The organism is uncultured Stenotrophomonas sp., from assembly GCF_963519125.1.
Classification (GTDB): Bacteria; Pseudomonadota; Gammaproteobacteria; order Xanthomonadales; family Xanthomonadaceae; genus Stenotrophomonas.
Genome location: NZ_CAUQLJ010000034.1, coordinates 1 through 21,793, shown reverse-complemented (window position 1 = coordinate 21,793; position 21,793 = coordinate 1). Strand labels below are relative to the sequence as shown.

Here is a 21,793-nt window from a genome sequence, read left to right as displayed (position 1 = left end):
CGCGTTGGCTCAATGCTGATCAGAAATCGATGCAGCGTCCGTTTTTCTCCCAATCTCCATACCGCACCGGATCAAGTCCGCCGCGGCCGCCGATTTCCACAGGCTCCACCGGCGTCGGGACGAGCGTCTGCTCCTCCGGCACCAGCGGGGCTTCAGGTTCGGAATCTGGAATGGGGGTTGTTTGGCCTATCATGGGTGGTCTCGCAACGCACAAATTTTAGACCCCGTTCACGTGCCTGACAACCTGCCCCTCGATTTCATCGGTTTTCCGCGGCTTTCCGGTCACGCGCTGCTCAGCCTGCGCGGGGCGGATGCGGCGGTCTTCGCCCATGCCCAGTTCTCCAGCGACGTCACCGCCCTGCCCCTGCGGCACTGGCAGTGGAGCGCGTGGTTGAGCGCCAAGGGCCGCACCCTTGCTGTGTTTCAGCTGTTGAAGGTGGACGCCGAGCACGTGCTGCTGGTGCTGGCCGACGGCGACACCGATGCGATTGCGTCGCAGTTGCAGCGCTTTGTGTTCCGACGGAAGGTGAAGGTCGAGGTGCGAAGCGACCTCATGGTGGCCGGCAGCTTCACCGCGCCGGAAGCCGCGTCCGACGCAGCAATCGCCGTTGACGGTGAGACGCTGGAGCTGGATGTGGGCAGTGACACCCTGCCGCGCACGCTGAAGATCGGCTTCGCGCCCGCCGAAGCGCTGCCCGCCGATGCGGGCTTCGAACTGGCCTGGCGCCAGTCCGACCTGCGCTATGGCCTGCCCCGGCTGGCCGCCGACCAGCGCGAGCAGTGGACGCCGCAGCAGCTGGGCCTGGACCGGTTGAACGGCTACAGCGTCAAGAAGGGTTGCTACCCCGGCCAGGAAATCGTGGCCCGTACCCACTTCCTGGGCAAGGCCAAGCGCGCCCTGCAGCTGCTGCGCGTCGCCGACGGCGTGGAAAGCGGGGCCAAGGTGCAGCAGAACGGCGCCGACATCGGCACCGTGGCCAGCGTGGCCGGGGACCTGGCGCTGGCGGTGTTGCCGCTGGAGCTGGCTGAGGGTGCGTTGAGCGTGGGTGGGGTGGAGGCGCACGGCGTGCCGCTGCTGGAAGGGCTCGCCCGCTGACGGGTTCCGTGGGACACGCATGGCGTGTCTCTACGCGTCCGACCCGCGTAGCGACACGCCACGCGTGTCCCACGCACCACCCGCACCGTTCGACCCATTGGCGGCGGCACGAACAACGTGCCGCCCTACCCTCAAACGTCGTGGTTCAACCGCTCGCCGCTGTCCGCATCGAAGAAATGCAACCCCTGCGGCTGGATCGCCACGCGGATCGTGCCGCCCACCGCCGGCAGGGCCTGCGGGGCAACGCGCATCACCAGCGCCTGGCTGCCGTGGGTCATGTTGACGAAGATCTCGTTGCCGACCGGCTCGATGCCGTCGATCACCGCTTCGAATGCGGTCGCATCGCCCGCCACCGCCGGCTGCAGGTGCTCCGGGCGCACGCCCACGGCGAGGGTTCGACCGATCCACGCCGGATCGATGGTCGCATTGCCCAGCGGCGCGCGCAGCGCACCGTCCTGCACGACAACGCCTTCGCCGCCCTGCTCCAGCCGCCCGCGCAGCACGTTCATCGCCGGGCTGCCGAGGAAGCCGGCCACGAACAGGTTGGCCGGGCGGTCGTACAGCGCCATCGGCGTGTCGATCTGCTGGATGACGCCGTCCTTGAGCACCACGATGCGCTGGCCCAGGGTCATCGCTTCGACCTGGTCATGGGTGACGTAGATCATCGTCGTGCCCAGCTTGCGGTGCAGCTGCGCGATCTCGGTACGCACGCTGTGGCGCAGCTTGGCGTCCAGGTTGGAGAGCGGTTCGTCGAGCAGGAACACCGCCGGCTCGCGCACCAGCGCCCGGCCCAGCGCCACGCGCTGGCGCTGGCCGCCGGACATCGCCTTGGGCAGCTTGTCGAGCATGTCGGTCAGCCCCAGCGTCTGCGCGGCCTCGTTGACCCGCTTTGCAATCGTCGCCTTGTCGTGCCCGCGCAGCTTCAGCCCAAACGCCAGGTTCTCGGCCACGGTCATGTGCGGATACAGCGCGTAACTCTGGAACACCATGGCGATGTCGCGGTCCTTGGGGGCCACGTCGTTGACCACGCGGTCGCCGATGCTCAGGGTGCCGCCACTGATTTCCTCCAGCCCGGCCACCATGCGCAGCAGGGTCGACTTGCCACACCCCGATGGCCCGACCAGCACCATCAATTCCCCATCGGCCACTTCGAAGGTCGCGCCCTGCACGGCCACCTGGCCGTTGTCGTACACCTTGCGCACGCCCTGCAACTGCACTTTTGCCATATCACCCATTCCAGTCCGCCCGCTGCCGGGCTGTTGTGCGGAACTGCCGTCGGCCCTCCCGATGGCAGGTCGATGGCGTGGTGCCGCATGACGGCGACCACTGCAATCGAATACAGTCTGCTCATTCTGCCATGTAAACGTTTTCACGTGGCAGTATCCAATGGTCGGTCATGACCACGTCGCACTCAGGGAATCACATTCTCCCGTTTCGCCCGTGACATGCCCCATGATGAGCGGGTACGCGCCTGTTCATGTTGCGACGCAGCAACCGGACATCGCGCCCCGCGGGACCCCCGAGAACATAGACGAGAAGCGATTGACAACGATGTCACCCGGATCTGAAACTCGAGCGATGCACGACACCCTCTTCCTGTTCGGTGCCACAGGTGATCTGGCCCAGCGCTACCTGTTCCCTTCGCTGCTTCGCCTGCTTGGCGACGGCCTGCTGCCGGAGGACTTCCGCATCCGTGCGCTGGCCCTGTCCGGGCATGACACCGAAGCCTTCCATGACATCCTGCGGCCGCGCCTGCAGCAGGCCATGCCGATGGCCACGCAGGACGACATCAGCGCCCTGCTGCGCCGCATCGACTACCGTTCGGTGGATCTGCGCGACGTCGACTCGGTTGCCGCCGCGGTCTCCGACCTGGTGCACCGCAAGTGCGTCAGCTACCTGGCCATCCCGCCGGGCCTGTACATCTCCACCTGCGAAGGCCTGGCCAAGGGCGGCGCACTTGCCGCACCGGCACGCCTGATGCTGGAGAAGCCGATCGGCAGCGACAGCGAGAGCGCCGAGGAGATCATCAGCACCATCGGCCAGTGGATCGACGAGGACCGCGTGTTCCGTCTCGACCACTACCTGGGCAAGGCGGCAGTTCAGAACCTGATCGCGCTGCGCTTCGGCAACACGCTGCTGGAGGCAGTGTGGAACCGCAACTACATCGAATCGGTGCACATCCTGGTGGCCGAGAGCGAAGGCGTGGATGGCCGCGACGCCTACTACGCCCGCTCCGGCGCGCTGCGCGACATGGTGCAGAGCCACATCCTGCAGTTGCTGTGCATGGTGGCGATGGAACCGCCGGCGTCGCTGGAAGCCGACCGCATCCGCGACGAGAAGGTCAAGGTGCTGCGCGCCCTGCGTCCGCTTGATGCCAAGCACGCCGCGCGTGACAGCATCCGCGGCCGCTACACCGCCGGCACCATCAACGGCCAGCCGGCACAGGCCTACCAGCCGCCGGAAGGCAGCGACGTGGAGACCTTCGCCGGTGTCACCGCGCACATCGACAACTGGCGCTGGAGCGGCGTGCCGTTCCACCTGGTCACCGGCAAGCGCCTGCCCGAACGCACCACCCGCGTGGTGGTCACGCTGAAGCCGGTCACCCACTGGCTGTTCGAGCGCCCGCAGCGCGCGCAGGCCGCACCGAACCGCCTGGTGTTCCAGCTGCAGCCGCAGGAAAACATCGAACTGGGCCTGATGAGCAGCCTGGCCGGTCCGGAATGGGGCGCACTGGAACTGCATCCGCTGGAACTGGAACTGTCGGTGCCGACCGGCCTGCACCGTCGCATCGCCTACGAACGCCTGTTCCTGGATGCATTCAACGGCAACCACGCGCTGTTCGTGCGCGACGACGAAGTGCGCGCGGCCTGGGCCTGGATCGACAGCGTCAGCGATGCGTGGAAGGCGGCGGACCTGCCGCTGCAGCCGTATCCGGCTGGTGAGTGGGGTCCGGAGCAGGCCTTTGGTTTCCTGCCTGCCGACGTGAACGCCGACGCCGCGCGCAAGGATCCGGCATGACGGTGTCGACCCAACCGGCGCTGGTCGCCGACATCGGCGGTACCAACGCCCGCTTCGCGCTGGCCGACACCTCGCTGGCCGCACCGCTGATCAATGACAGCATCCGCGAGTTCGTGGTCGCCGATTTCCCGTCGCTGGGCGATGCCGCGCGGCACTACCTGGAGCAGATCGGTGCGGAAGCGCGCCGCGGCGTGTTCGCCGTTGCCGGCCGCGTCGATGGCGATGAGGCGCGCATCACCAATCATCCGTGGGTGATCTCGCGGATGCGCACCGCGCACATGCTCGGTTTCGAGGAGCTGCACCTGATCAACGACTTCGCCGCACAGGCGATGGCGATCTCGCTGCTGCAGCCGCAGGACGTGGTCCAGGTCGGCGGCGCGGCATGGGTGCCGGGCAAGCCCGGCCAGCCGCGCAACTATGCGGTGATCGGCCCGGGCACCGGGCTGGGCGTGGGCGGGCTGATCCTGCGCCACGGCCGCTGCTACCCGCTGGAAACCGAAGGCGGACATGTCAGTTTCCCGCCGGGTACGCCGGAGGAGATCCGGATCCTGGAAATCCTGTCCGAGCAGTTCGGCCGGGTCTCCAACGAACGCCTGATCTGCGGCCCGGGACTGGTCAACATCCATCGCGCGGTGTGCGAGATGGCCGATGTCGATCCGGGCCAGCTGCAGCCGGTGGACGTCACTGCGCGTGCGCTGCACGGCGACCCGCAGGCGATGCGCACGGTGGACGTGTTCTGCGCGGTGTTCGGCGCGATCGCCGGCGACCTGGTGCTGATCCAGGGTGCGTGGGACGGCGTGTTCCTGACCGGCGGGCTGGTGCCGAAGATGCTCGATTCGCTGCAGCATTCCGGGTTCCGGCAGCGTTTCGAACACAAGGGCCGGTTCTCTTCGATCATGGCCCGGGTGCCGTCGCTGGCGGTGATGCACCCGCATGCCGGGCTGCTGGGCGCAGCCGCCTATGCCGCCGATCTCGAACGCGACCTGCCAGGAGGCGCCGCATGAATTCTCTGGAAAACTCCACCCGTTTCACCTTCGTCCGGCACGGCGATGCCGACGCGTGGATCGAGGCCGTTGCTGCGGAAATGGCGCAGATCCTCAACCATGACATCGCCGAGACCGGCCGCGCACGCATGCTGCTGTCCGGCGGCTCCACGCCGGCGCCGGTGTACCAGGCGCTGGCTGAAATGGACGTGCAGTGGGACCGGGTGGAAGTGAGCCTGGTCGATGAGCGCTGGCTGTCGCCGCGTGATCGCGACAGCAACGCGTTCCTGGTCAGCGAGAGCCTGCTCAAACGCGCCGAAGGCGCGCACTTCGACCCGCTGGTGCGGGTCGGCAAGCCGCTGCCCGAATGCGTGTATGCCGCCAACCTGCAGGCGCAGCACAACCAGTCGCCCAGCGTCGCGGTGTTGGGCATGGGCAACGATGGGCACACGGCTTCGTTGTTCCCGGGCTCGCGCGATCTGGCGAAGGCGCTGGAAAGCACCCTGCCCTATGCGGCGCTGGATGCGACCGGTTGCCCGGGCGCGAACCAGTGGCCGCTGCGCATCACGCTGACCCCGCGCGGACTGCGTACCTGCCGCCAGCGCCTGCTGCTGCTGCGTGGCAAGCAGAAGCTGGAAGTACTGAAGCAGGCGCTGGAAAGCAACAACGCACAGCTGTACCCCATCCTCAACGCGATCGACATCGACGGCCCGAAGCTGCGCATCCATTGGTGCGACTGACCGCATGCCACGTATTTCTTTTCGCCTTCTCATAGCCGGTAGTAGCCAATGAGCCTGCACCCCACCCTTCATGCCATCACCGAGCGGATCGTCAAGCGCAGCGCTGCCTCGCGCGCGGCGTACCTGGCCGGTATCGACGCTGCGCTGCGCGATGGTCCGTTCCGTTCGCGCCTGAGCTGCGGCAACCTGGCGCACGGTTTCGCTGCGTGCGGGCCGACTGACAAGAGCCGCCTGCGCGGCGGTGTGACGCCGAACCTGGGCATCATCACGGCGTACAACGACATGCTGTCGGCGCACCAGCCGTTCGAGCATTACCCGGAGATCCTGCGCGAGACGGCGCGTTCGCTGGGCGCGACGGCGCAGGTGGCTGGCGGTGTGCCGGCGATGTGCGACGGTGTCACGCAGGGCCGTGGCGGGATGGAGCTGTCGCTGTTTTCGCGCGATGTGATCGCGCAGTCGACGGCGATCGGGCTGAGCCATGACATGTTCGACAGCACGGTCTACCTGGGCGTGTGCGACAAGATCGTGCCGGGGCTGCTGATCGGGGCGCTGGCGTTCGGCCATCTGCCGGCGATCTTCCTGCCGGCCGGTCCGATGACGCCGGGCATTCCGAACAAGCAGAAGGCGGAGGTGCGCGAGCGCTACGCAGCCGGCCAGGCGACGCGCGAGGAGCTGCTGGAGGCGGAGTCGGCGTCGTACCACGGGGTGGGCACGTGCACGTTCTACGGGACGGCCAATTCGAACCAGACGCTGCTGGAGGCGATGGGGGTGCAGTTGCCGGGCGCGTCGTTCGTGAATCCGGAGACGCCGCTGCGCGATGCGCTGACGCGGCATGCGGCGGCGCGGGCGTTGGAGATCAGTGCGCTGGGCGACGATTTCCGGCCGCTGGGGCGGTTGATCGACGAGCGGGCGATCGTCAATGCGGTGGTGACGCTGATGGCGACGGGCGGGTCGACCAACCACACGATCCACTGGATCGCGGTGGCGCGGGCGGCGGGCATCGTGCTGACCTGGGACGACATGGACCAGCTGTCGCAGCTGGTGCCGCTGCTGGCGCGGGTGTACCCGAACGGCGAGGCGGACGTGAACCGTTTCGCGGCGGCGGGTGGTACGGCGTTCGTGTTCCGGGAGCTGATGGACGCGGGGCTGATGCATGCGGACCTGGTGACGGTGGCCGAGGGCGGGATGCGGCAGTACACGCAGGATCCGGCGCTGCGCGAGGGTGGGCTGACCTGGATCGACGGGATCGCGGAAAGTGCGGACCTTGAGGTGGTGCGCGGGGTGGCGGAGCCGTTCGAGGCACAGGGCGGGCTGCGACTGCTGCGCGGCAACCTGGGCCGTTCGCTGATCAAGCTGTCGGCGGTGAAGCCGCAGTACCGGACGATCGAGGCGCCGGCGGTGGTGGTGGATGCGCCGCAGGTGCTGAACAAGCTGCACGCGGCGGGGATGCTGCCGCAGGATTTCGTGGCGGTGGTGCGTTACCAGGGTCCGCGTGCGAACGGGATGCCGGAACTGCATTCGCTGGCGCCGCTGCTGGGGCTGCTGCAGAACCAGGGGCGGCGGGTGGCGCTGGTCACGGACGGTCGTCTGTCGGGTGCGTCGGGCAAGTTCCCGGCGGCGATCCACATGACGCCTGAGGCATCGCGTGGCGGTCCGCTGGCGCGCATGCGCGAGGGCGACATGATCCGCCTGGATGGCGAAGCCGGCACGCTGGAGGTGCTGGTGGACGCGGCGGAGTGGGCGGCGCGCGAGCTGGCACCGAACACGGCACCGGCGGCGCACGATCTGGGCCGCAATCTGTTCGCGATGAACCGCCGTCTGGTGGGTCCGGCCGACCAGGGTGCGATTTCGATCTCGTGCGGGCCGGCGGCCGACGATGGCGATGTCTGGAATTACGATGCGGAGTACGAGCTGGGGCACGACGCTGCTGCAGCGCTTGCGCCGCATGAAGCCAAGGATGCCTGACGGGTCTGCTCCAACGGCGGCGGTAGGTTTCGCCTGATGTGAGGCGACGGCGGGGGCCTCCTCCGCGACACGCCGTGAACCCATCCATGGGGGCTGCTAGAAAACATCCATGTTTTCTAGCGTCGCTGCGGAGGCCCCCGCCGCCGCCTCACCACACATTTCGGCGCCTCGTTGGCGTCGGCGAATCGGGAAAAATCATGTCTATTGCTGAACATCAGAAACGCGCTGAATCTCTTCTGCTTGCTGCTGGCATCCTGCCGGTCGTTACGGTTCACACCCTTGATCAGGCCCGCGCTGTCAGCGCTGCGCTTCTCGAGGGCGGTCTGCCGGCCATCGAGCTGACGCTGCGTACGCCGGTGGCGATGGAAGCGTTGGCCATGCTCAAGCGTGAGCTGCCGGATGTGGTGGTGGGTGCGGGTACGGTGTTGACCGTGGAGCAGATGCAGCAGGCCATCGATGCGGGCGCGGATTTCCTGGTGACGCCGGGGACGCCGGCGCACATGGCCGATGCGCTGGCCGCGGCGCCGCTGCCGGTGGTGCCGGGTGCGGGGACGCCGACCGAGATGCTGGCGCTGTATGCGCGCGGGTTCCGGGTGTGCAAGCTGTTCCCGGCCTCGGCGGTGGGCGGGCTGGCGATGATCAAGGGCCTGGCCGGTCCGATTCCGGACCTGAAGCTGTGCCCGACCGGCGGCATCACGGAAACCACGGCGGCCGAGTACCTGGAGCAGAAGAACGTGGTCTGCATCGGCGGTTCGTGGATGGTGCCGAACAACTGGATCGAGAACGGCGAATGGGACAAGGTGCGCGAAAGCGCTGCGCAGGCGGCGAAGATCGTGGCGCGCGTCAGGTCACATTGACCGCCAGCCACGCAGGGCGTGGCTCTACCTGCGTAAAAAAGCCCGGACATGTCCGGGCTTTTTTTACGCGGTGCCGCAACGATTACAACGGCCGGGCCGGATCCACCAATCCATATTGGCTGGCCATGCGCGCCAACGCGATGTTGTCGTGGATGCCCATTTTCTCGAACAGGCGGGCCTTGTGGGTGTTGACGGTCTTGGCGCTCAGGCTGAGGCGCTTGGCAATGTCTTCCTGGCGCAGGCCCTGGGTCAGCAGCAGGGCGACCTCGAGTTCGCGCGGGGAGAGGCTGTCGAACGGGGACTGGCTGCCTTCGACGTTGGACAGGGCCAGGTTCTGGGCGATGCTGCTGCCCAGGTAGCGGCGGCCAAGGGCGGCGTCGCGCACGGCGCGCAGCAGTTCCTGGGCGTCGCAGGCCTTGCCGATGTAACCGGAGGCGCCGGCTTCGAGCAGGCGCTTGGGCATGGGGCCGTCTTCGAGTACCGAGACGATCACCACGCGGGTGCCGTGGTCGCCACGGATCACGCGTTCGGTCACTTCCATGCCGCTCACGCCGGGCAGGTGCAGGTCGCACAGCACCACGTCGGGACGCAGCTTGCGGATCTCCGGCAGCGCGTCTTCACCGGATTCGGCCTCACCCACTACTTCGATGTCTGTCTCATGCGACAGGATCATCTTCATGCCGGTACGCACCAGCGCGTGGTCGTCCACCAGATACACTCGAATCGTCATCCCACCCACCCTGTTCCAAACGCTGCAATCCGGGGCAAGCCTAGCCCCGGGGTCCTGCGATAACAAGGAAGATCGATCCCCATCAGCGCGTTCTGATGCCCACATCACATACCGAATGCATTACCCAAGACGCCGCCTTTTAACCGGGGCCCTTTCGGTTTACCGGGCCTATCGAAGGCCGCAGAAACCGTTGCCGCTTCCAGCCCGTTCCCTGCGGGCGGGCGTCAGTTCCGGCGGCGCCAGGGATGGCGGCGGCGGAACATCACCAGGAAGCACCCTACCACCCAAACCAGCGCGGCACACCACCCGGCCAGGATGTCGGAGGGGTAATGCACGCCCAGGTAGACCCGCGACAGGCTGACCGAGCCGGCGAACAGCACGCCGAACACCACCGCCGGCCAACGCCAACGGGTGTTCCAGGCCAGCAGGACCAGGACGGCGGCCAGGGTCATCGAGCCCATCGCGTGGCCACTGGGGAAACTGTAGGTGCTTTCGGGGGCGATCGACTCCCACAGGGTCGGCCGGTCGCGCTGGAAGAACTGTTTGCTGCCGATGTTGAGCAGCGCCGAGCCGGCGAAGCTGATCGCCGCGAAGCTGGCCTCGCGCCAGCGTCGGTACAACAGCAGGGCCAGCACGATCAGGATGTCGCCGGGAATCACGCCCCACTGGTAGCCGATCTTCGAGATCAGCACGAAGGCGGCATCCAGCCCGGGGCGGGCCACGTCGTGCATCCGCCACAACAGCGGGGCGTCGAAGTAGAAGGCTTCCAGCTCGTGCACTTCTTCAGCCAGCGCCACGAAACCGGCCAGCGGCAGCAGCACGCCGGCGAACAGCAGGAAGAAGCGCCAGGCATTGCGCGCCATCCAGTGGCGGAACCCGGCAGCCGGTTCCGGCGCCGCCATGACCGGCGGCTTATCCGGCGTTTCGGACATACGTGCGTTCGACGTAGGCGTCGATCAGTTCCACGAATTCCTGGGCGATGTTCTCGCCACGCAGGGTGACGGACTTTTCGCCGTCCACGAACACCGGCGCCGAAGGCGCTTCGCCGGTACCGGGCAGCGAAATGCCGATGTTGGCGTGGCGCGATTCACCGGGACCGTTGACCACGCAGCCCATCACCGCAAGCGTCATGCTCTCGGCGCCGGGGTTGTTGATCTTCCACAGCGGCATTTTTTCGCGCACGTGGTTCTGCACCACCTTGGCCAGTTCCTGGAAGAACTCGGAGGTGGTGCGGCCGCAGCCCGGGCAGGCCGTGACCAGCGGGGTGAAGGCGCGCTGGCCGGTGGTCTGCAGCAGTTCCTGGGCGACGATCACTTCGGCGGTGCGCGACTGGCCCGGCTCGGGGGTCAGCGAAATGCGGATGGTGTCGCCGATGCCTTCCTGCAGCAGCACCGCCAGCGCCGCCGAGGAGGCGACGATGCCCTTGCTGCCGATGCCGGCTTCGGTCAGGCCCAGGTGCAGGGCGAAGTCCGAACGCTGGGCCAGGTCGCGGTACACCGCGATCAGTTCCTGCACGCCGCTGACCTTGGCCGAGAGCACGATGCGGTCGCGCGGCAGGCCCAGCTCCACGGCGGTATGCGCCGAGTCCAGCGCCGAGCGGATCAGCGCTTCGCGCAGCACCCGGCCAGCGTCCCAGGGCTGGGCGCGGTGGTTGTTCTCGTCCATCAGGCGCGCGGCCAGCGACTGGTCCAGCGAGCCCCAGTTGGCGCCGATGCGCACCGGCTTGTCGTAGCGGATCGCGAACTCGATCAGCTGCGCGAACTGGGTGTCCTTCTTCTTGCCGAAGCCGACGTTGCCGGGGTTGATCCGGTACTTGGCCAGGGCTTCGGCGCAGGCCGGTTCCTGGGTCAGGAGCTGGTGGCCGTTGTAATGGAAGTCGCCGATCAGCGGGACCTCGATCCCCATCATCCGCAGTTTTTCCACGATCCGCGGAATGGCCGCGGCCGATTCGGGGTTGTTCACGGTCAGCCGGACCATTTCCGAGCCGGCCCGCCACAGTTCGGCCACCTGCTTCACGCTGGAGGCCACGTCGGCGGTGTCGGTGTTGGTCATCGACTGCACCACCACGGGCCTGCCCCCGCCCACGACCACGCCGCCGATACGGACGGCCTGGGTCTGGCGGCGGGCCCACACGGTGGTGTCGGAAGGTTGGGTCGGTTGGCTGACGGCGTCGTGCATTCCCCATTTTACCGCAGTCGTGCACGCCGGGCGCGGCCGATTGTCGCAGGCACGCGGGCGCGCAAGCGCATACGATGGCAGCCGATGACCGGTACCGACGCCCCCTTCCTCCGCACCCTGTGCAGCCTGCGCTGGCTGGCCGTGGCCGGCCAGGCCGCGACCATCCTGGTGGCGAGCCGGGTGCTGGGGCTGGAGCTGCCGCAGCTGCCGTTGTGGTCCGGGGTGCTGGTGCTGATCCTGTTCAACCTGTACGCGCAGCTGCGGGTGCTGGACGACGACACCGCGCCGCTGACCGCGTTCTGCCACATCCTGGTGGACGTGGCGGTGCTGACCTGGATGGTGGGCTGGAGCGGCGGCGTGGCCAACCCGTTCGGCTCACTGTTCCTGATCCTGATCGCGCTGGCGGCGTTGGCCCTGCCGGTGCGCTGGACGTTGGCGGTAGCGGCGGCCTGCCTGCTCGGCTACGCGGTCAGCGGAATCTTCGGGAAACCGTTGCCGCACGGTTACTTCAGCGCGATGGACCTGCACCAGTGGGGCGTGGTCGCCAATTTCCTGCTTTCGGCTGCGGTGGTGCTGGCGTTCGCGACCCGGCTGGCGATGGCGCTGCGTCGCCGCGAACACGAAGTGGCGCTGCTGCGCGAGCGGTTCGCACGCAACGAAGGCATCGTGGCGCTGGCCACGCATGCCGCCTCGGTCGCACATGAACTGAACACCCCTCTGGCGACGATGACCCTGCTCGCCGACGATATCGCCGACCAGACCGACAACCCCGAGGTGCGCGACGACGTCGACACGCTGCGCGAGCTGCTGGTGCAGTGTCGCGAGCGGGTACTGGCGCTGGCGCGACCTGCGGCCGGACAGGCGCGCGGCGTGGAACCGGTGACGCTGCCGCAGGTGCTGGAACAGTGGCGCCTGGTACGCCCCACAATCGCCCTCAACCGCAACGACGATGCGCCCCTGCAGCTGCCGCTGGACCCGGGCATCGGGCATCTGCTGATGGTGCTGCTCAACAATGCCGCCGACGCGGGCGAACAGGCCGGGCGCCCGCAGGTGGACCTGACACTGCGCATCGAAGGAGCGGACCTGATCGGCGAAGTGCGCGATTATGGCCGTGGCTTCGACGCGCGCGACGCCGTCTTGCCCGGCACCCTCTTCAACAGCGGCAAGACCCAGGGCATGGGCGTGGGCCTGGCCCTGTCCCATGCCACCATCGAGCGCCTGGACGGCGAGTTGTGGATGCGCCCGGCCCAAGGGGCCGGTACCCGCGTCGGCTTCCGCCTGCCCCTGGCTGCACCGGAGACTCCAGAATGAACACCCCTGCCCTTACCGGCGCCAGCCATGGCCTGCTGGTCGACGACGACGAACTGTATCTGCGCACGCTGCAGCGCAGCCTCGCCCGCAAGGGTCTGGAAACCGTGACCGCCAGCGACATCGCCTCGGCACTGGTGCTGGCCCGGCAGAACCCGCCGGCCTATGCGCTGATCGACCTCAAGCTCGGTTCGGAATCCGGGCTGGCGTTGATCCAGCCGCTGCGGGCACTGCGCGAAGACATGCGCATCCTGCTGGTGACCGGCTATGCCAGCATCGCCACCGCGGTGGAAGCGATCAAGCTGGGCGCCGACGATTACCTGCCCAAGCCGGCCACGGTGCCGATGATCCTGCGTGCGCTGGGCGAGGAAGACGACGGTCCGGCCGATGACGGCGAGATGGAGCCGCCGGATGCGATGACCCCGATCAGCCGCCTGCAGTGGGAACACATCCAGCAGGCGATGCATGAGACCGGCGGCAATGTGTCGGCCGCTGCACGGCTGCTGGGCATGCACCGGCGGTCGTTGCAGCGGAAATTGGCGAAAAGACCCAGCCCGGAGCCGCGGTAAAAGCGCATTCGCGCTTTCACACCCCGCGCCTTCGGCGCGCCCCCTGACCCAGGGGGCTTTCCTCCAGACGCGGTCCGCAGGCGTCTCAGCCCTTCAGGCGGCCCAGCAACTCCAGCGTCACCGGATCGGTGATCGCGTGCGCTTCACCCTGCAGCGCCGGCAGCAGCTGGCTGGCCAGCTGCTTGCCCAGCTCCACGCCAAACTGGTCGAACGCGTTGATGTTCCAGACCAGCGACTGCACGTACACCGCGTGTTCGTACATCGCGATCAGCGCGCCCAGCGACTGCGGGGTCAGCGCATCCAGCAGGATCAAGGTGCTCGGCCGCCCGCCCGGATACTCGCGATGCGGATCATCGCTGCCCTGCCCATTGGCCAGCGCTTCGGTCTGCGCCAGCAGATTGGCCATCAGCGCCTGGTGGTTCACCGTATACGGGTCGTCGTTGTGCACGCAGCCGATGAAGTCGGCCGGAATCACGCTGGTCCCCTGGTGCAGCGCCTGGAAGAAGCTGTGCTGCACGTCGGTGCCCGCCCCGCCCCACCACACCGACACGGTGTCGCTGCCGACCGGGCTGCCGTCCAGCTGCACGCGCTTGCCCAGGCTCTCCATCACCAGCTGCTGCAGATAGGCCGGCAGGAGCGCCAGGCGCTGGTCGTAGGTCATCACCGCGTGCGTGGCATGGCCGAGCAGGTTGCGGTTCCAGATGTCGGTCAGTGCATGCAGCACCGGCAGGTTCTGCTCGAGCGGCGCGTTGAGCGCATGCGCGTCCATCTCGGCCGCGCCGGCCAGCAGCTGTTCGAAACGGTCGAAGCCTATCGCCAGCGCGATCGGGAAACCGACTGCCGACCACAGCGAGTAACGCCCACCGACCCAGTCCCACATCGGCAACACGCGGCCGGCGGCGATCGAGAACGCCTTGGCGGCGCGTTCCGGGTTGGCACTGACCGCGTACAGGCGGTCGCTGCCGCCCAGCCAGTCATGCAGGATCTGCCCGTTGAGCAGGGTTTCCTGGGTGCCGAAGGTCTTGGAAATCAGGATGCCGGCGGTGGTCGCCGGGTCCAGCGTGGCCAGGGTGCGCTGCATGGCGGCGCCGTCCACGTTGGAGACGAAATGCACGCGGAAGCGCGCACCGGTGACCGGACGCAGCGCGTCGGCGACCAGGCGCGGACCGAGGTCCGAACCGCCGATGCCCACGCTCACGATGTCGGTGACGTCGGTCTTTTCCAGCGCGGCGATCAGGTCGCCCATCTGCGCGCGCACCTGCGCGGCCGTGGCGAACGCTTCGGCCGCGACCGGGCTGCCGGTGGCATCGCCACGCAGCGCGGTGTGCAGCGCGGCGCGGCCTTCGGTCACGTTGACCGTCTCACCGCGGAACAGGCGCTGGAAGCCACCGGCGACGTCGCGCTCGGCGGCCAGCTGCAGCAGCGCATCCAGCGCCGCGCGGTCGTACTTCTGCCGCGCGAAGTTGGCGTACAACGGACCGACTCGCAGCCCCAGCGATTGTGCGCGGCCGGGTTCGGCGGCGATCAGTGCGGGGATGCTCGCGCCACGCAGGCGCTGGGCATGGGAATGAAGCGGGTCGAATCCGTTGTTCTGTGTCATGCGGCCTGTGTCGGAATGCTGTCGTTGGTGTGGGAGATCTGGTTGTTGCCGTCCACATATACCAACTTCGGCCGGAAGCTGTCAGCTTCTTCTTCGCTCATGCTGGCGAAGGCGGCGATGATGATGATGTCGCCGACCTGCACGTGGCGCGCGGCGCCACCGTTGAGCGAGACCACGCCGCTGCCCGCTTCGGCACGGATGGCATAGGTCGAGAAGCGCGCACCGTTGGTGACGTCCCAGATATGCACCTGTTCGAACTCACGGATGCCGGTAGCCAGCAGCAGGTTGTCATCGATGGCGATGGAACCTTCGTAGTTCAGCTCCGAATGGGTCACGGTAGCGCGGTGGATCTTGGTCTTGAGCAGGGAGAGGTGCATGGCACGGGACGACGTAAAAGGAAAGGGAAATTCTAGCACCCACCGCCCCGCCGGCAGGGGCCGGGGCGCGGCCGCTGCCAACGATTCAGGCAGGTGACGGGTCAGAACTCGAGATTGTCGATCAACCGGGTGTTGCCGATACGGGCCGCGATCAGCGCCACGCGGTTGCCGACCTCGCTGTCGGCAGGCTCGGACAGGTCCGGCTTGCGCACCACGGCGTAGTCGACCTGGAAGCCGGCCGACTGCAGGGCGGCGGCGGCCTCGGCTTCGATCAGGCTGCGCGCCTTGCCGGCAATGAAGCCTTCGCGCATGCCCAGCAGCACCTGGTGGATGGTGGTCGAGACCGGGCGCTGTTCGGCGTTGAGGTACTGGTTGCGCGAGCTCATCGCCAGGCCGTCGGTTTCGCGGACGATGTCGCCGCCCACGATCTGGATCGGGAAGGCCAGGTCCTCGACCATCTGGCGGATCACCGCCAGCTGCTGGTAGTCCTTCTTGCCGAATGCGGCCACGTCGGGCTGGACCTGGTTGAACAGGCGCGAGACCACGGTGCAGACGCCGTCGAAATGGCCCGGGCGGTGTGCGCCTTCAAGCAGGCTGGAGATGCCCGGCACGTTCACGCTGGCGGCCAGCTCGACCCCGAACGGGTACATCGACTCGACGGTCGGCAGCCACAGCACGTCACAGCCGGCCTGCTCCAGCCCGGTGGTGTCGGCTTCGGGGGTGCGCGGGTAGCGGGTGAAGTCTTCGTTGGGTCCGAACTGGGTCGGGTTGACGAACACGCTGGAGACCACGCGGTCGGCGTACTGCCGGGCCAGGGTGACCAGCGAATAGTGGCCGGCGTGCAGGTTGCCCATGGTGGGGACCAGCGCAACGCGCAGGCCCTCGCGCTTCCAGCCATTGACGACGGTGCGCAGGCGGGACAGGTCGGTGACGGTGTCGATCATGAGGCGTAGGCGTGTTCTGCGTCGGGGAAGGAGCCGTCGCGCACGGCGTCGGCGTAGGCACGGACCGCGCCGGCGACCGACCCGCCTTCGGCAAGGAAATCCTTGACGAACTTGGGACGGCGATGGCCGCTGTCCAGGCCGAGGAAATCGTGCAGCACCAGCACCTGGCCGTCGCAGCCGGGGCCGGCGCCGATGCCGATGGTGGGCACGGCGATGTCGGCGGTGACCTGGGTGGCGATCGGGGTCGGCACGCACTCCAGCACCACCAGGGTGGCGCCCGCTTCGACCGCGGCCCTGGCGTCGTCGCGCAGTTGCTGGGCGGCGTCGCCGCGGCCCTGCACCTTGTAGCCGCCCAGGCGCAGCACCGACTGCGGGGTCAGGCCCAGGTGCGAACACACCGGGATCTCGCGCTCGACCAGGTAACGGATGATGTCCAGCTTGAACCCGGCGCCTTCGATCTTGACCATCTCCGCGCCGGCCTGGAGCAGGCGCAGGGAAGCGTCCAGCGCGCGTTCCGGGGTGGCGTCGGCGCCGAACGGCAGGTCGGCGACCAGCAGCGCACGCTGCAGCACCCGGGCCACCGCGCGGGTGTGGTAGACCATGTCGTCGGTGGTCACCGGCAGGGTCGAATCATGCCCCTGCACCACCATGCCCAGCGAGTCGCCAATCAGGATCAGGTCGACGCCATTGGCGTCGAACGCGCGGGCAAAGCCGGCGTCGTAGGCGGTCAGCATCACCAATTTCTGGCCGTTGCGCTTGGCCTCGGCCAAGGCGGGGACGGTCCAGGGCTTGCTGTCTGCGTGGGTACTCATTAGCTGATAACCGGTGGCGATAAGCCCCGCATTATCCTCCTATTGGCGCGATCCCGCAGGCCTCGATACGCATCGCAGCATCCTGCACGCGGCCGTGCCCGGGAATCACCGCCTCCGGGGCGATCTCGGCCAGCGGCAGCAGCGCGAAGCCACGTTCGTGCAGATAGGGGTGCGGTACCTTGAGCTGCGGCAGGTCGATCACCGCCTCACCATAGAGCAGCAGGTCCAGGTCGAGGGTGCGCGGGCCCCAGTGCACGGCCGCATCGCGGACCCGGCCGAAGTCGCGCTCGATCCCCAGCAGCGCCTCCAGCAGCGCCGTCGCCTCCAGCCCGGTATCGAGCACGGCGGCGGCGTTGACGAAGGCCGGCTGGTCTTCATTGCCCCAGGCCGGGGTGCTGTAGAGCTGCGAGCGCGCGCGCAGCGTGGTCAGCGGCAGCGCGGCCATCGCCTCGAACGCGCCGCGCAGGGTGCGCGCGGCGTCGCCGAGGTTGGCGCCCAGTCCGATACAGGCCAGGGTCACGGCTCAGCCGCCTGCGGCCCCATCGGGACGACGGCGGCGGCGACGGCGCTTGCGCGGTGCGCCGTTCTCGTCCAGCTCGGTTTCGGCGTGCGCCGCGTCCAGGGTCGAGTCCAGTTCGGGACCGGACTGCAGCTGGGCCTCACGCCAGAACTCCACGTCGGCCGCGTGTTCGCTGGAGGCGACCTGGCGCAGCGCCAGGAAGTCGAAGGCGGCACGGAAACGCGGATGGGTCAGGGTGCGGATCACGCGCTTGCGCTGGCGCGAGCTGAAGCGGCCCTGCAGCAGCCAGATTTCCTGCATCGGCAGCGAGAACCGGCGCGGCAGCGCGATGGTGGTCAGCTGGTGCAGGGTGACCCGGTCGGCGGCCCGACGCTGGGCTTCTTCCAGGGCCACGCCCTGCTTCTGCAGGGTCGCCAGGGCGCGGCAGAACGCCGGCCACAGCAGCAGCGCGAACAGGAACGAGGGCGACACCGGCTCGTCGTTGGCCACGCGCAGGTCGGTGTTGCGCAGGCCTTCGATCACCATGCGGCGCAGCGCGCCACTGCGGTTGCTGCGCAGCGCGGCGGCGCTTTCGGGGAACATCACGTCGAGCAGGCCGTAACGCTCAAGGCCTTCGAAGCTGGCCACGCCATGCCCGGACAGGAACAGCTTGAGCACTTCCTCGAACAGGCGCGCCGGCGCGGCTTCGCCGAGCAGGCTGGCCAGGCGCGGCAGCGGTTCGGCAGTGGCGTCTTCGATCTGGAAACCGAGCTTGGCCGCCAGGCGCACCGCGCGCAGCATGCGCACCGGGTCTTCCTGGTAGCGCTTTTCGGGGTCGCCGATAAGTTTCATCAGGCGCGCCTGCACGTCTTCGAAGCCGCCGGTGTAGTCGCGCACCGAGAAATCTTCGATGGCGTAATACAGCGCGTTGCAGGTGAAGTCGCGGCGCACCGCGTCGTCTTCGATGCTGCCATACACGTTGTCGCGCACGAGCATGCCGTTTTCCATCTCGCGGTCGCCGCTGCCGTCATCGCTGTTGGCACGGAAAGTGGCGACTTCGATGATCTCGCGGCCGAACACGACGTGGGCGAGGCGGAACCTACGGCCGATCAGGCGGCAGTTGCGGAACAGCTGCTTGACCTGTTCGGGCGTGGCATCGGTGGCCACGTCGAAATCCTTGGGTTGGCCATTGACCAGCAGGTCGCGCACCGCGCCGCCGACAAGGTAGGCGCCGAAGCCGGCATCGCGCAGGCGATAAAGCACGCGCAGGGCGTTCGGGCTGATGTCCTTGCGGGAGATCGTGTGCTGGTCGCGCGGGATGACGCGCAGGCTGAACGGTGATGTAGCAGAGGAAATGATGTTGGCGCTTCCGGTTGAAGTTTCGGGATTGCCCAATGGCATCGAGGTGCATATACTAGCGCTCCTGCCTCGGCAGCGACACAGTTACGCTCCCTTCGTCTAGTGGTTAGGACGTGGCCCTCTCAAGGCTAAAACAGGGGTTCGAGTCCCCTAGGGAGCACCATTTGCCGCGCTGAGCTACGAAAAACCCCGCCTCGGCGGGGTTTTTGCGTTGCGGGGGCAGGCCTGCCGCCCAGGGGGCGGCACTACCCGACCATCTGCTCCAGTTCCTTGCCCTTGGTTTCGCGCACGTAGCGCAGGACGAAGAAGATCGAGGCCACGGCCGCGACCGTGTAGATGCCGTAGGCACCGGCCAGGCCGATGCTGGCCAGCAGGACCGGGAAGGTCACGGTGATGGCGAAATTGGCGCTCCACTGCGCCGCGCCGGCGACGGCCAGGCCCGAACCACGGATCTGGTTGGGGAACATCTCGCCCAGCATCACCCACATCACCGGGCCCCAGGACATGTTGAAGAACACCACGTAGACGTTGGCTGCCACCAGCGCCAGTCGGCCCATGCCGTCGGACAACTGCAGGCGACCGTCGGCCAGGCTGCCACTGGCGAAGGCAACCACCATCAGCACCAGCGCCACCGACATGCCGACCGAACCGATCCACAGCAGCGGCTTGCGCCCGATGCGGTCGATCAACAGCACCGTCAGCAGACAGGCGCCGATGCTCAGCGCGCCGGACAGCACGTTGATCAGCAGCGCATCGCTTTCCGAGAAGCCCACCGCCTGCCACAGCACCGCGCCGTAGTAGAACACCACGTTGATGCCGACCAGCTGCTGGAACACGGCCAGGCCGATGCCGATCCAGACGATGGTGCGCAGCTTGCCGGTGGATTTGTCGACCAGGTCGGACAGGCGCGGGCGGTGCTGGTCCTGGGCCAGCGAGCCTTCGATCTCGGCGATCTTGGCCTGGGCCTCTTCGGCGCCGTACAGGCGGGTCATCACCGCGAGCGCTTCGTCGCGGCGCTTCTTCACCACCAGGTAGCGCGGGCTTTCCGGAATCCCCAGCAGCAGCACCAGGAACAGCGCGGAGGGAATGGCCTGCATCCAGAACATCCAGCGCCAGGCTTCCTGGCCCAGCCACAGCACTTCGGTGGAGGCGCCGGCGGCGCGGGCGAGCAGGAAGTTGCTCAGGAACGCGCAGAACAGGCCGCTGATGATGGCGATCTGCTGCACGGTGGCCAGCCGACCGCGATAGCGTGCGGAGGCCACTTCGGCGATGTAGGCCGGGGACATCACGCTGGCCGCGCCGACGGCGATGCCGCCGATGACACGGGCGATCACGAAGGCCAGTGAGGTGTGGGCAGACCCGGCGCCCAGCGCGGAGAGCAGGAACATCACGGCGGCGATGATGAGCACGCCGCGACGGCCGATCCGGTCGCCGAGGCGGCCGGCGAAGAAGGCACCCACGGCGCAGCCGAGCAGCATGGAGGCAACTTCGAAGCCGATCCCGGCCTCGCTGGACTGGAAGGTCTGCTTGAGGCCGTCAACGGTGCCGTTGATGACGCCGCTGTCGAAGCCGAACAGGAAACCGCCGATCGTGGCCACGCAGCTGATCAGGACGATGAAGGCGGTGTTTTCGCCGCGGACGGCGCTTGCGCTAAGTGTTGTGGACATGAAGGGCCCTGGCAGGAAGGGAACAGCGACGGGTCAACACAGCAGGCGGCCCCGGCTCCCCAGCCTGTCTACCGCTAGCCAACGCATTCAACCCCAGCGGCGGCCCCCAGCGCATCGTGCACTGCGTCAAAGCGCCAACTGTTCTAGAATTGTCCGGCTCAACGTCGGATCCAGATCCAGCCATGCCCTTTGTCGTCACCGAAAACTGCATCAAGTGCAAACACACCGATTGCGTGGAAGTGTGCCCCGTGGATTGCTTCCACGAAGGCCCGAACTTCCTGGTGATCGACCCGGACGAGTGCATCGACTGCACCCTGTGCGAGCCGGAGTGCCCGGTCAACGCGATTTTCCCGGAAGACGACGTGCCGGCCGGGCAGGAACCGTTCGTGGCGCTCAATGCCGAGCTGGCCAAGGCCTGGCCGGTGCTGACCGTGCGCAAGGACCCGCCGGACGATGCCGCCGAATGGGATGGCAAGCCGGACAAGCTCCAGTATCTGGAGCGGTGAAGCGAAAAGGCGCCCTTGGGGCGCCTTTTTTGTTTGGTTGCAGTGTGTCGTCTGGCGCCGGGCTGTGCCCGGCTTCACGCTTTCAGGCGAACAGCCGTAGGCTGCGTGCTTCACCTGGTCAGGGCCGTCGGGGGCAGGCCTGCGGGGGACGCCGTAAACCCATCCATGGGGGCTAAGTCGCCGCATCCATGCGGCTCATTCCCCCGCAAACCTACCCCCGCCGACCCTCCGACAGGGTGTTGGCGGCCAGGGGAAACGCCGATGTCGGCCGTTGGCCGACATTGATTCGATCGATTTTCAGACGTTACCGGGCGTTGATTTGTTCACGGCGGTTGTTTGGGAACCAACCCTACCCGTAGTGACACGCCATACGTATCCCCCGTAGACCAGCAGCCCCGCTTCCGTGTCGACCATCGGTCGACACACCGGCTATTCCCCTGGCCCGCGTCGCACTATCGGAGGGTCGGCGGGGGGGGGGGGGGGGGGGGGGGTGGGGGGCGGGGTAAACCCGCGGAGAACGACCACACGTGAGTGGTGGTCGCGCCCCCCAAACACACCCCCCCCCCCGCCCACCCGCCCGACAGG

The 21,793-nt window shown here is 67.6% G+C and carries 21 protein-coding genes and 1 tRNA gene; 10 read left to right on the top strand and 12 right to left on the bottom strand.

The features are described 5' to 3' along the window. Positions 1-19: 19 nt before the first annotated feature. Positions 20-193, bottom strand: a complete 174-nt coding sequence (locus RYM47_RS18555; RefSeq protein WP_315389906.1) for a DUF1674 domain-containing protein — start codon at positions 191-193, stop codon at positions 20-22. Positions 194-232: 39 nt separating this feature from the next. Here RYM47_RS18555 and RYM47_RS18550 point away from each other — a divergent pair, with 39 nt between their 5' ends. After that, positions 233-1,096 carry a folate-binding protein gene (locus tag RYM47_RS18550; protein WP_315389905.1) on the top strand — a complete coding sequence of 288 codons (864 nt, stop codon included), beginning with the start codon at positions 233-235 and terminating at the stop codon, positions 1,094-1,096. A gap of 131 nt (positions 1,097-1,227) precedes the next feature. Here the strand turns inward: RYM47_RS18550 and ugpC are convergent, their stop codons facing one another. Next, positions 1,228-2,322 (bottom strand): sn-glycerol-3-phosphate ABC transporter ATP-binding protein UgpC, encoded by a 1,095-nt coding sequence (gene ugpC, locus RYM47_RS18545; protein ID WP_315389903.1) that lies wholly within the window; start codon positions 2,320-2,322, stop codon positions 1,228-1,230. A gap of 352 nt (positions 2,323-2,674) precedes the next feature. Between ugpC and zwf the strand changes: the two genes are divergently transcribed. From zwf to RYM47_RS18520, 5 genes are all read left to right on the top strand, one after another. Then, on the top strand, positions 2,675-4,114 hold the full coding sequence (gene zwf, locus RYM47_RS18540; RefSeq protein ID WP_315389901.1) for a glucose-6-phosphate dehydrogenase: 1,440 nt from the start codon (positions 2,675-2,677) through the stop codon (positions 4,112-4,114). After that, on the top strand, positions 4,111-5,118 hold the full coding sequence (gene glk / locus RYM47_RS18535) for a glucokinase (RefSeq protein WP_315389899.1): 1,008 nt from the start codon (positions 4,111-4,113) through the stop codon (positions 5,116-5,118). Before zwf ends, glk begins: the two co-directional genes overlap by 4 nt. Further along, positions 5,115-5,837 (top strand): 6-phosphogluconolactonase, encoded by a 723-nt coding sequence (gene pgl / locus RYM47_RS18530; protein WP_315389896.1) that lies wholly within the window; start codon positions 5,115-5,117, stop codon positions 5,835-5,837. Before glk ends, pgl begins: the two co-directional genes overlap by 4 nt. Before the next feature lie 48 nt (positions 5,838-5,885). Beyond that, positions 5,886-7,802 (top strand): phosphogluconate dehydratase, encoded by a 1,917-nt coding sequence (edd, locus tag RYM47_RS18525; RefSeq protein ID WP_315389894.1) that lies wholly within the window; start codon positions 5,886-5,888, stop codon positions 7,800-7,802. 197 nt (positions 7,803-7,999) lie between these two features. Continuing rightward, complete coding sequence (locus RYM47_RS18520; protein WP_070208863.1) at positions 8,000-8,659, top strand: bifunctional 4-hydroxy-2-oxoglutarate aldolase/2-dehydro-3-deoxy-phosphogluconate aldolase; 660 nt, start codon at positions 8,000-8,002, stop codon at positions 8,657-8,659. Positions 8,660-8,741: 82 nt separating this feature from the next. On the opposite strand, the gene RYM47_RS18515 is transcribed toward RYM47_RS18520, so the two are convergent. From RYM47_RS18515 to ispG, 3 genes are all read right to left on the bottom strand, one after another. Further along, the gene (locus RYM47_RS18515; protein WP_315389892.1) at positions 8,742-9,389 is read right to left on the bottom strand and encodes a response regulator; all 648 of its coding nucleotides are present in this window, start codon (positions 9,387-9,389) and stop codon (positions 8,742-8,744) included. Positions 9,390-9,613: 224 nt separating this feature from the next. Beyond that, on the bottom strand, positions 9,614-10,321 hold the full coding sequence (locus tag RYM47_RS18510; protein WP_315389891.1) for a phosphatase PAP2 family protein: 708 nt from the start codon (positions 10,319-10,321) through the stop codon (positions 9,614-9,616). After that, positions 10,302-11,567 carry a flavodoxin-dependent (E)-4-hydroxy-3-methylbut-2-enyl-diphosphate synthase gene (ispG, locus tag RYM47_RS18505; RefSeq protein WP_315389889.1) on the bottom strand — a complete coding sequence of 422 codons (1,266 nt, stop codon included), beginning with the start codon at positions 11,565-11,567 and terminating at the stop codon, positions 10,302-10,304. The genes RYM47_RS18510 and ispG overlap by 20 nt, the downstream gene beginning before the upstream one ends. A gap of 84 nt (positions 11,568-11,651) precedes the next feature. Here ispG and RYM47_RS18500 point away from each other — a divergent pair, with 84 nt between their 5' ends. After that, positions 11,652-12,878: an ATP-binding protein gene (locus RYM47_RS18500; RefSeq protein WP_315389887.1), complete on the top strand. Its 1,227-nt coding sequence runs from the start codon at positions 11,652-11,654 to the stop codon at positions 12,876-12,878. Then, positions 12,875-13,444, top strand: a complete 570-nt coding sequence (locus tag RYM47_RS18495) for a response regulator transcription factor (protein ID WP_315389885.1) — start codon at positions 12,875-12,877, stop codon at positions 13,442-13,444. The genes RYM47_RS18500 and RYM47_RS18495 overlap by 4 nt, the downstream gene beginning before the upstream one ends. An 85-nt stretch (positions 13,445-13,529) precedes the next feature. On the opposite strand, the gene pgi is transcribed toward RYM47_RS18495, so the two are convergent. The 6 genes from pgi to pcnB all read right to left on the bottom strand — a co-directional run bounded on the left by pgi (position 13,530) and on the right by pcnB (position 19,071). Continuing rightward, positions 13,530-15,044, bottom strand: a complete 1,515-nt coding sequence (gene pgi / locus RYM47_RS18490) for a glucose-6-phosphate isomerase (RefSeq protein WP_315389884.1) — start codon at positions 15,042-15,044, stop codon at positions 13,530-13,532. Beyond that, positions 15,041-15,421, bottom strand: coding sequence for an aspartate 1-decarboxylase (gene panD / locus RYM47_RS18485; protein ID WP_068850963.1), 381 nt, complete (start codon positions 15,419-15,421; stop codon positions 15,041-15,043). The genes pgi and panD overlap by 4 nt, the downstream gene beginning before the upstream one ends. Before the next feature lie 101 nt (positions 15,422-15,522). Continuing rightward, a complete protein-coding gene (gene panC / locus RYM47_RS18480) occupies positions 15,523-16,365 on the bottom strand; it encodes a pantoate--beta-alanine ligase (protein ID WP_315389881.1) in 843 nt (280 codons plus the stop codon). Continuing rightward, complete coding sequence (gene panB, locus RYM47_RS18475) at positions 16,362-17,177, bottom strand: 3-methyl-2-oxobutanoate hydroxymethyltransferase (RefSeq protein ID WP_070208871.1); 816 nt, start codon at positions 17,175-17,177, stop codon at positions 16,362-16,364. Before panB ends, panC begins: the two co-directional genes overlap by 4 nt. A gap of 31 nt (positions 17,178-17,208) precedes the next feature. Next, on the bottom strand, positions 17,209-17,697 hold the full coding sequence (gene folK / locus RYM47_RS18470; RefSeq protein ID WP_315389879.1) for a 2-amino-4-hydroxy-6-hydroxymethyldihydropteridine diphosphokinase: 489 nt from the start codon (positions 17,695-17,697) through the stop codon (positions 17,209-17,211). A 3-nt stretch (positions 17,698-17,700) separates the two neighbouring features. Next, entirely contained in the window at positions 17,701-19,071 is a 1,371-nt protein-coding gene (pcnB, locus tag RYM47_RS18465) for a polynucleotide adenylyltransferase PcnB (protein ID WP_315389908.1), read from the bottom strand. Positions 19,072-19,123: 52 nt separating this feature from the next. On the opposite strand from pcnB, the gene RYM47_RS18460 reads away from it, so the two are divergent. Then, positions 19,124-19,198, top strand: a tRNA-Glu gene (locus tag RYM47_RS18460). An 82-nt stretch (positions 19,199-19,280) separates the two neighbouring features. On the opposite strand, the gene RYM47_RS18455 is transcribed toward RYM47_RS18460, so the two are convergent. After that, positions 19,281-20,702 (bottom strand): sugar porter family MFS transporter, encoded by a 1,422-nt coding sequence (locus tag RYM47_RS18455; RefSeq protein ID WP_315389877.1) that lies wholly within the window; start codon positions 20,700-20,702, stop codon positions 19,281-19,283. 182 nt (positions 20,703-20,884) lie between these two features. Here RYM47_RS18455 and fdxA point away from each other — a divergent pair, with 182 nt between their 5' ends. Beyond that, on the top strand, positions 20,885-21,208 hold the full coding sequence (fdxA, locus tag RYM47_RS18450; protein WP_315389875.1) for a ferredoxin FdxA: 324 nt from the start codon (positions 20,885-20,887) through the stop codon (positions 21,206-21,208). Positions 21,209-21,793: the final 585 nt, after the last annotated feature.

What these genes read in the sequence shown, in the direction of transcription:
- RYM47_RS18495 (WP_315389885.1), top strand. Translation starts at nt 12,875, where the DNA reads ATGAACACCCCTGCCCTTACCGGCGCCAGCCATGGCCTGCTGGTCGAC.
- pgi (WP_315389884.1), bottom strand. Translation starts at nt 15,044, where the DNA reads ATGACACAGAACAACGGATTCGACCCGCTTCATTCCCATGCCCAGCGC.
- RYM47_RS18555 (WP_315389906.1), bottom strand. Translation starts at nt 193, where the DNA reads ATGATAGGCCAAACAACCCCCATTCCAGATTCCGAACCTGAAGCCCCG.
- RYM47_RS18500 (WP_315389887.1), top strand. Translation starts at nt 11,652, where the DNA reads ATGACCGGTACCGACGCCCCCTTCCTCCGCACCCTGTGCAGCCTGCGC.
- ugpC (WP_315389903.1), bottom strand. Translation starts at nt 2,322, where the DNA reads ATGGCAAAAGTGCAGTTGCAGGGCGTGCGCAAGGTGTACGACAACGGC.
- panC (WP_315389881.1), bottom strand. Translation starts at nt 16,365, where the DNA reads ATGATCGACACCGTCACCGACCTGTCCCGCCTGCGCACCGTCGTCAAT.
- zwf (WP_315389901.1), top strand. Translation starts at nt 2,675, where the DNA reads ATGCACGACACCCTCTTCCTGTTCGGTGCCACAGGTGATCTGGCCCAG.
- pgl (WP_315389896.1), top strand. Translation starts at nt 5,115, where the DNA reads ATGAATTCTCTGGAAAACTCCACCCGTTTCACCTTCGTCCGGCACGGC.
- edd (WP_315389894.1), top strand. Translation starts at nt 5,886, where the DNA reads ATGAGCCTGCACCCCACCCTTCATGCCATCACCGAGCGGATCGTCAAG.
- ispG (WP_315389889.1), bottom strand. Translation starts at nt 11,567, where the DNA reads ATGCACGACGCCGTCAGCCAACCGACCCAACCTTCCGACACCACCGTG.
- RYM47_RS18455 (WP_315389877.1), bottom strand. Translation starts at nt 20,702, where the DNA reads ATGTCCACAACACTTAGCGCAAGCGCCGTCCGCGGCGAAAACACCGCC.
- panB (WP_070208871.1), bottom strand. Translation starts at nt 17,177, where the DNA reads ATGAGTACCCACGCAGACAGCAAGCCCTGGACCGTCCCCGCCTTGGCC.
- RYM47_RS18515 (WP_315389892.1), bottom strand. Translation starts at nt 9,389, where the DNA reads ATGACGATTCGAGTGTATCTGGTGGACGACCACGCGCTGGTGCGTACC.
- panD (WP_068850963.1), bottom strand. Translation starts at nt 15,421, where the DNA reads ATGCACCTCTCCCTGCTCAAGACCAAGATCCACCGCGCTACCGTGACC.
- fdxA (WP_315389875.1), top strand. Translation starts at nt 20,885, where the DNA reads ATGCCCTTTGTCGTCACCGAAAACTGCATCAAGTGCAAACACACCGAT.
- RYM47_RS18520 (WP_070208863.1), top strand. Translation starts at nt 8,000, where the DNA reads ATGTCTATTGCTGAACATCAGAAACGCGCTGAATCTCTTCTGCTTGCT.
- RYM47_RS18510 (WP_315389891.1), bottom strand. Translation starts at nt 10,321, where the DNA reads ATGTCCGAAACGCCGGATAAGCCGCCGGTCATGGCGGCGCCGGAACCG.
- glk (WP_315389899.1), top strand. Translation starts at nt 4,111, where the DNA reads ATGACGGTGTCGACCCAACCGGCGCTGGTCGCCGACATCGGCGGTACC.